Annotated in this window: 7 protein-coding genes and 2 pseudogenes; 2 read left to right on the top strand and 7 right to left on the bottom strand. The window is 48.8% G+C overall.

Features of this window, described 5'->3' with window-relative positions:
- On the top strand, window positions 1–360 hold a 360-nt coding region (locus BFF42_RS09785; RefSeq protein WP_146753229.1), incomplete at its 5' end, for an integrase core domain-containing protein.
- 458 nt (window positions 361–818) lie between these two features.
- On the opposite strand, the pseudogene BFF42_RS27645 reads toward BFF42_RS09785, so the two are convergent.
- From BFF42_RS27645 to BFF42_RS09755, 7 genes and pseudogenes are all read right to left on the bottom strand, one after another.
- A pseudogene (locus BFF42_RS27645) lies at window positions 819–932 on the bottom strand (hypothetical protein); the annotation flags it as partial.
- A gap of 363 nt (window positions 933–1,295) precedes the next feature.
- On the bottom strand, window positions 1,296–2,237 hold the full coding sequence (fabY, locus tag BFF42_RS09780) for a fatty acid biosynthesis protein FabY (RefSeq protein WP_012421342.1): 942 nt from the start codon (window positions 2,235–2,237) through the stop codon (window positions 1,296–1,298).
- A gap of 44 nt (window positions 2,238–2,281) precedes the next feature.
- The gene (dtd, locus tag BFF42_RS09775) at window positions 2,282–2,719 is read right to left on the bottom strand and encodes a D-aminoacyl-tRNA deacylase (protein WP_000560983.1); all 438 of its coding nucleotides are present in this window, start codon (window positions 2,717–2,719) and stop codon (window positions 2,282–2,284) included.
- Window positions 2,716–3,588, bottom strand: coding sequence for a virulence factor BrkB family protein (locus BFF42_RS09770; RefSeq protein ID WP_000920762.1), 873 nt, complete (start codon window positions 3,586–3,588; stop codon window positions 2,716–2,718). Before BFF42_RS09770 ends, dtd begins: the two co-directional genes overlap by 4 nt.
- Window positions 3,582–4,181 (bottom strand): glucose-1-phosphatase, encoded by a 600-nt coding sequence (gene yihX, locus BFF42_RS09765; RefSeq protein WP_001315111.1) that lies wholly within the window; start codon window positions 4,179–4,181, stop codon window positions 3,582–3,584. Before yihX ends, BFF42_RS09770 begins: the two co-directional genes overlap by 7 nt.
- A 140-nt stretch (window positions 4,182–4,321) precedes the next feature.
- Window positions 4,322–5,209, bottom strand: coding sequence for an aldose 1-epimerase (locus BFF42_RS09760; protein WP_000846258.1), 888 nt, complete (start codon window positions 5,207–5,209; stop codon window positions 4,322–4,324).
- Window positions 5,199–5,747: pseudogene (locus tag BFF42_RS09755) on the bottom strand (MFS transporter); the annotation flags it as partial. The pseudogene BFF42_RS09755 and the gene BFF42_RS09760, both read right to left, overlap by 11 nt.
- Before the next feature lie 56 nt (window positions 5,748–5,803).
- Here BFF42_RS09755 and BFF42_RS09750 point away from each other — a divergent pair.
- Window positions 5,804–6,003, top strand: a 200-nt coding sequence (locus BFF42_RS09750) for an IS1 family transposase (protein ID WP_001638972.1), incomplete at its 3' end; no start/stop codon positions are given.

The raw sequence follows: 6,003 nt of genomic DNA, 5'->3' as shown, positions 1-6,003 counted from the left end.
ACAGGTAAAGCCCTGTTTATGGCGCTCAGGAGCCAGCGCCCACCTGCCGGGCTAATCCACCACTCTGATCGAGGTTCACAGTACTGCGCATACGATTACCGGGTCATACAGGAGCAGTCTGGTCTGAAAACATCAATGTCGCGTAAAGGTCACTGTTACGACAACGCTCCGATGGAAAGCTTCTGGGGAACGCTGAAAAATGAGAGCCTGAGCCACTATCGTTTTAATAACCGGGATGAAGCCATCTCAGTAATACGGGAATACATTGAGATTTTCTACAATCGTCAGCGTCGTCACTCTCGTCTGGGGAATATCTCCCCGGCAGCCTTCAGGGAAAAATATCATCAGATGGCTGCTTAAAAAAAGAACAAATGGTAGTGTCCGCTATTGCCAGTACACCTCATTCTGATAAATGAAGAAAAACCGTATTCATCGCCATTACCACCACCTTACCTATATTACTCATTAATGTATGTGCGAAAATTACGCCGGAAAATCATTAAAAAAAAGCGGATTTTTGCATGTTGTTTTGTTTTTGCGAGGCGTTTTCCAGAAATAATAAGAGTGTTGCAGTTGTTTCATTTATTACTCAAAAATGGTTTAGTTATCGCCCAGGATGAATTATGGGTGCTATGAATATATTATATTCAGAGATATTTATTTGCATAATCTGAATGGTGTAGCCGAAAAACGTCAGCATCCTAACAGCACCAGGATTTAAGGTGAAATTAATCTTTCATCACAGACCGGTCAGTACTGCCACCAACCGGTCTTTACTTGCTCATCGTTATAATTTTGTTGGTAACAGTTCGGGAACGTTGTTTTTCTAAATTAACAACAGAATAACTTTCTTGTTTAATGAGATTAATATTGGCAACCATTATAGCCTCCTTCCCACGGTTTAAGAGCAAACATACAACATAATGATTCATAACATACAGAGCAGTAAATGAATGATACTGACAATGATGCCAGCCCATTATCTTTGCATAATGTTTGTGAGCTATAGATTTTAAAAATATTTATGAGGAAAGTATGGCACCAGAGGAGGTTTTGACTATCAAAAATCGCTCAAACCTGAACTAAGATGATGAGTTAAGCATTATCTGCGATAATTGCCACTCAGCTCTACAAATAATATTTAAATGCTCCTGAACAGTGATGTAGCAAGACACGTATGGTGCCAACGAAGAATAAAAATTTATAGAGTTCTTATTCAATATTACCGGCATAGACAGGGAATGATGTAAATGACCGGAATAAATGAGAGAGGCAGCACCGCCCCTCTCCATAAGCTACTCTTCTTCGTTCCCGCCCTCTTCATACGGGCCAAATGGCTTCGCGGGCAGAACGATATACGTGCCTTCAAACACTGCACCCGGCGTCTCGTCGCCAAAGATTTCAACTTGCATCTGCACCCGTGCTTTTCGTCCGCGCGCCAGACGGTCGAGATCGCCGCTTAAGGCACCAAGGTCGGCTACCGCATGAGGTTTACCGCTAATCGGCTTGCTGTAGCGGATATGCGCATCGGCCAGAATAATCGTTCCGCCGAGGTGGCGTTCGCGCAGCATCAGCCAGATAAGCCCCCAACCGGTGAGCGTTGCCAGCGAGAATAAACTCCCGGCAAACAGCGTATGGTGCAGATTCTGATTACCGGTTTCCGGCATGGTGGTGATAAATTTTTGCCCGGTATATTGCTGAATGCGCACGCCCATTTTTTCACTAAGCGGGATGTGTTCGTACCACGCCTGTTGCAGCTGCGCGCACCAGTCGCCGCGATGCAAAATATCATCCAGAGTGGCAACAGGTTTAATCATCAAAAAATGGCGAATCGGCGTGGTGGTTGGTGTGGTGATTTCTCCCTGATTAACAAACCCCAGCTTGGCGAAAAACTCCACCGCGTCTTCACGGGCGCTACAGGTCACGCGCTTAACGCCTTCCTGACGCGCCACCGACTCCAGGGTCATCGCCATCAACGTCCCCAGCCCTTTGTCCTGCACGTCGGGATGAACGGCCATAAAGCGAATGGACGCTTCATTGTCGGCATTAATATACAGTCGGCCTACCGCCACCAGATTCCCCTGCTCGTCGACGACCATCTGATGATGCGCCATCGCATCCCACGCGTCGCGTTCCGAACCTTTTGGTTGATGCAGGGGCTTACGCAACATTTCCCAGCGAAACTGATAGTAACGCTCTAACTCTTCTTCTGTTTGTGGAACCCGAAGGTGATACATAGCGATACTCTCTCTTGTTTCCCGTGACAACCCTGGAAGCTGGCTCATACCTGCAACCAGAATGTCACGGGGCCATCATTGACCAGCGATACCTGCATATCGGCAGCGAAGCGTCCTGTTTGCGTGTTCATCTCTTGCTGGCGGCAGCGTTCGACGAAATAGTCATATAACGCCTCTGCGCGATCCGGTGATGCGCCTTTGGAGAAACTTGGGCGCATCCCCCGTTCGGTATCTGCGGCGAGGGTAAACTGGGAAACCACCAGTACACTGCCGCCCGCCTGTTGCACGTTGAGATTCATCTTGCCTTCGGCATCGCTAAAGATGCGGTAGCCGAGCACACGCTCGCACAGACGGTTTGCTTTCTGTTCGTCGTCATCCTTTTCGACACCCAATAACACCAAAAGTCCCGCGCCAATTTCGCCCGTCACTTCTCCCTCCACGGTGACGCTGGCACGGGTTACGCGTTGAATTAATGCAATCATGGTTCGTCGTCTTCTTCTTGTTCAGCTGCTTGTTTTAGTTTGCGGTATTCCCCGAGAGTGACAGTAATTTCCGCGCCAAGCAAGACGATACACCATGTCCAGTAGACCCAAACAAAGAGAATGGGGATCACCGCCAGCACACCGTAAATGAGCTGATATGACGGGAACATGGTGATATAAAGCGCGAAACCTTTCTTTCCTGCTTCGAACAGGAGTGCGGCGACAAACGCGCCGACAATCGCGTCGCGGTTAGGTACGCGGATGGTAGGAACAATGCTGTACAGCAACCAGAAGGAGATCCACGACAACAGCAACGGAAAAATACGCAGCACGTTGTCGATGACAGTATTGAGATCGCTCGCCCAGCGCAGGGAGAGCAAATAGGAACTGATCGCCAGACTGGCCCCTGCCAGCAGCGGCCCCAGCGTTAAAATCATCCAGTACACGGCGAACGAGTAAATTTTTGGTCGCGCTCGTTTACTGCGCCAGATGGTATTCAACGCGCTATCGATGGAGTACATCAACAATAACGCGGTGACGATCAGCCCGCACGCCCCAACGGCGGTCATCTTGTTGGAATTGGCAACAAATTGTTCGATATACCGCTGAATAACATCGCCAGTAGCAGGCAGAAAGTTGGCAAAAATAAAGTGACGTAACTGAATGCTGACGTCGGAAAACATGGGAAAAGCGGCGAAAAGCGCAAAAACAACGGCAACCAGCGGCACTAATGAGAGCAACGACACATAGGCAAGGTTACCTGCCAGGGTTGTCATGTTGTCCTCATCAATACGTTGCCAGAGTAGTTTTAGCCAGGCCCATAGTGGACGGGTACGGTGCCTGGCTTTGTCCTGAATGGTTTTTAGCATAACACCTTCGCGAAATAGTCCGGGATGGTGGTTTTATCTTTCACCAGAATACTGGTAATGCCCAGCTGATTGGCTCCTTCTATATTATCGGCGTTATCGTCGAAAAAGACCGTATCGCTGGGTGAAAAACCTTCCGCCTGCAAAACATGCTGGTAAATTCGTGCTTCAGGTTTGCGCATCCCCAGATCTTGCGACAGATAGATATGGTCAGCAGCATCACGAATTTCCGGGTATTCTTCCGGCCAGAAGGTGGTATGCAGGCGGTTGGTATTGGAAAGCACCACCACGCGATGCCCCTGCTCACGCAGTTTATGCATGATGGCGATCACTTCCGGGCGCAGCGCAACAAACACCGCCTGCCAGCCGTGAGAGAACTGCTCGTAGCTTAGCGGTAGAGCCATCTCATGACACAGCGCCTCTGCGAACGCTTCGTCGCTAATTTCCCCACGCTCATGCTGATGAAACGCCTCCCCCATATGAAAACTCTTCTTAAGCGTAGCCAGTGGAACACGCGTTAAATCGCTCCAGGCTCCCAGCACACGGTTAAAGTCGATATCGACAATCACATTACCTAAATCAAAGATATAGAGCATTTTTGCCTCCTTTCGCGCCACAAGAAATTAACTGTAGCGGGAAAGGATGGGTTTGGCTATGTGGCAATAAGGGTAATCTTGTGATGCTGATTGCGAAAAAGCAGAGTAATTTCACTGGCTTTTTCGCAATAGATGAATGGTTAAGATTCAGGTGTAAATTGCCAACGAGTTTCGATGACCAGCGGCCTATCTGGTGTCACCAATTCCGGCGTTAGATTTATTGCGTTAGGTGCCTGAGTCAGCGGGTTAATACAGGTGGCATCGGGCTGTTTATCAAATACCACCAGACTGTTTGCAGAAGAGATCATGGTCATCGCGAGTTTACCAGGCCACAGTAACTTAACCTTCACCCCGTTATAAAAACCAAAACAGTCATCCCAGGGACCGGCTTGAGGAGAGATACGATTTCCAGTTGGCAGTTCATCACTACCCGCTTCTTCTTGCCAGTCCGCATCAAAAAGCACCTGCAACGATTCTGTATTTTGCGGAGTCAGCTTTTTCGCAAACCACGGATGCCAGCCAGCGGAGGCCGGGAATGTATCGGCATATGAATGGACTTCCAGTTGCAAAACCAGCGCATCGTTCTCCAGCAAAAAAGTCTGAATCACTTCCCCTTGCCAGGGCCACGGTGAAGCCAGGGGCATACGTAAAGTCAGGGAATCTGCTGTTTTGTCGATGATTTCCCACGTTGAGTAACAAGCCATACCATGCAACGCATGTGGTGGTTTATTGGCGGGTAAAGAATAACATTGCCCACCAGCATTCAGCATCGCATTCCCCAGTCGCCCTGCCCACGGCACCATTGGGAAACAGCCATACTGAAAAGCTCTGCGCTGCGGCTGCCATTGGCGTAATACTTCAGAACCAAATGCCTTTAACGAGGTTATCCTGGCACCATCATGCGGATAAATCTGCAGGTGAATATTGCCTTTTTCCAGCGTCACTAACTCTCCTACAGGCCCAGGCCATGGCGCGTCAAACGCCTGTTGTAGCGCCAGGTAATGCTCGTTTTTTCGTTCAGTTTTCATGAGATTGTTCCCTGATGTAGCGGTAAGAAGCGGTTTCTTGTTCATCGGTCGGCTCAATCAGCCAGACGCAAACAAAGGAAAGAACTGAGACAGCAAATAAAAACAGAGCGACATACCACGGTTTTCCTCCCCCTAGCGCCAGCAAACTTGAGGCGATAAGGGGGCTTAGTCCGCCAAGAATCGCGGAAAATTGATAAGCAAAAGAAAGGCCGGTATATCGTACTTTGGTACCGAACATGCGGGTGAAAAGTGTTGGCTGCACGGCAAACATCATCGTCGGACCTAAGTTGTAGCCGAGGATCATACTGCACCAGATGATGAGCGTACTTTTGCTATCCAGTAATAAGAAGAAAGGAAACGCGAACAGGACACAAAATCCTGCTCCCGACAAATACAGACTTTTTTGACCTATACGATCTGATAACCATCCAACCAATGGACAACTGAAAATACCGATCGCCGAGGCAATCAACATACCCGTCAGGGGAATATCTCGCGACAATGCTAATTGGCTGGAAATATAGACAATACCAAAGGCGGGTAATGCTGCCAACTTACTGATTTAGTGTATGATGGTGATTTTAAGGTGCTTGCGTGGCTTCCATTTCCATCAGATGTCCTTCCTGCTCCGCTACTGAAGGCGTGGTGCGTAACGGCAAAAGCACTGCCGGACATCAGCGCTATCTCTGCTCTCATTGCCGTAAAACATGGCAACTACAGTTCACTTACACCGCCTCTCAGCCCGGTACGCACCAGAAAATCATTGATATGGCCATGAATGGCGTCGGATGTCG

Origin of the sequence: Shigella sp. FC1661, from assembly GCF_001712525.1 — a bacterium.
GTDB lineage: Bacteria > Pseudomonadota > Gammaproteobacteria > Enterobacterales > Enterobacteriaceae > Escherichia > Escherichia coli.
This window is presented reverse-complemented; position numbering and strand designations above follow the sequence as displayed.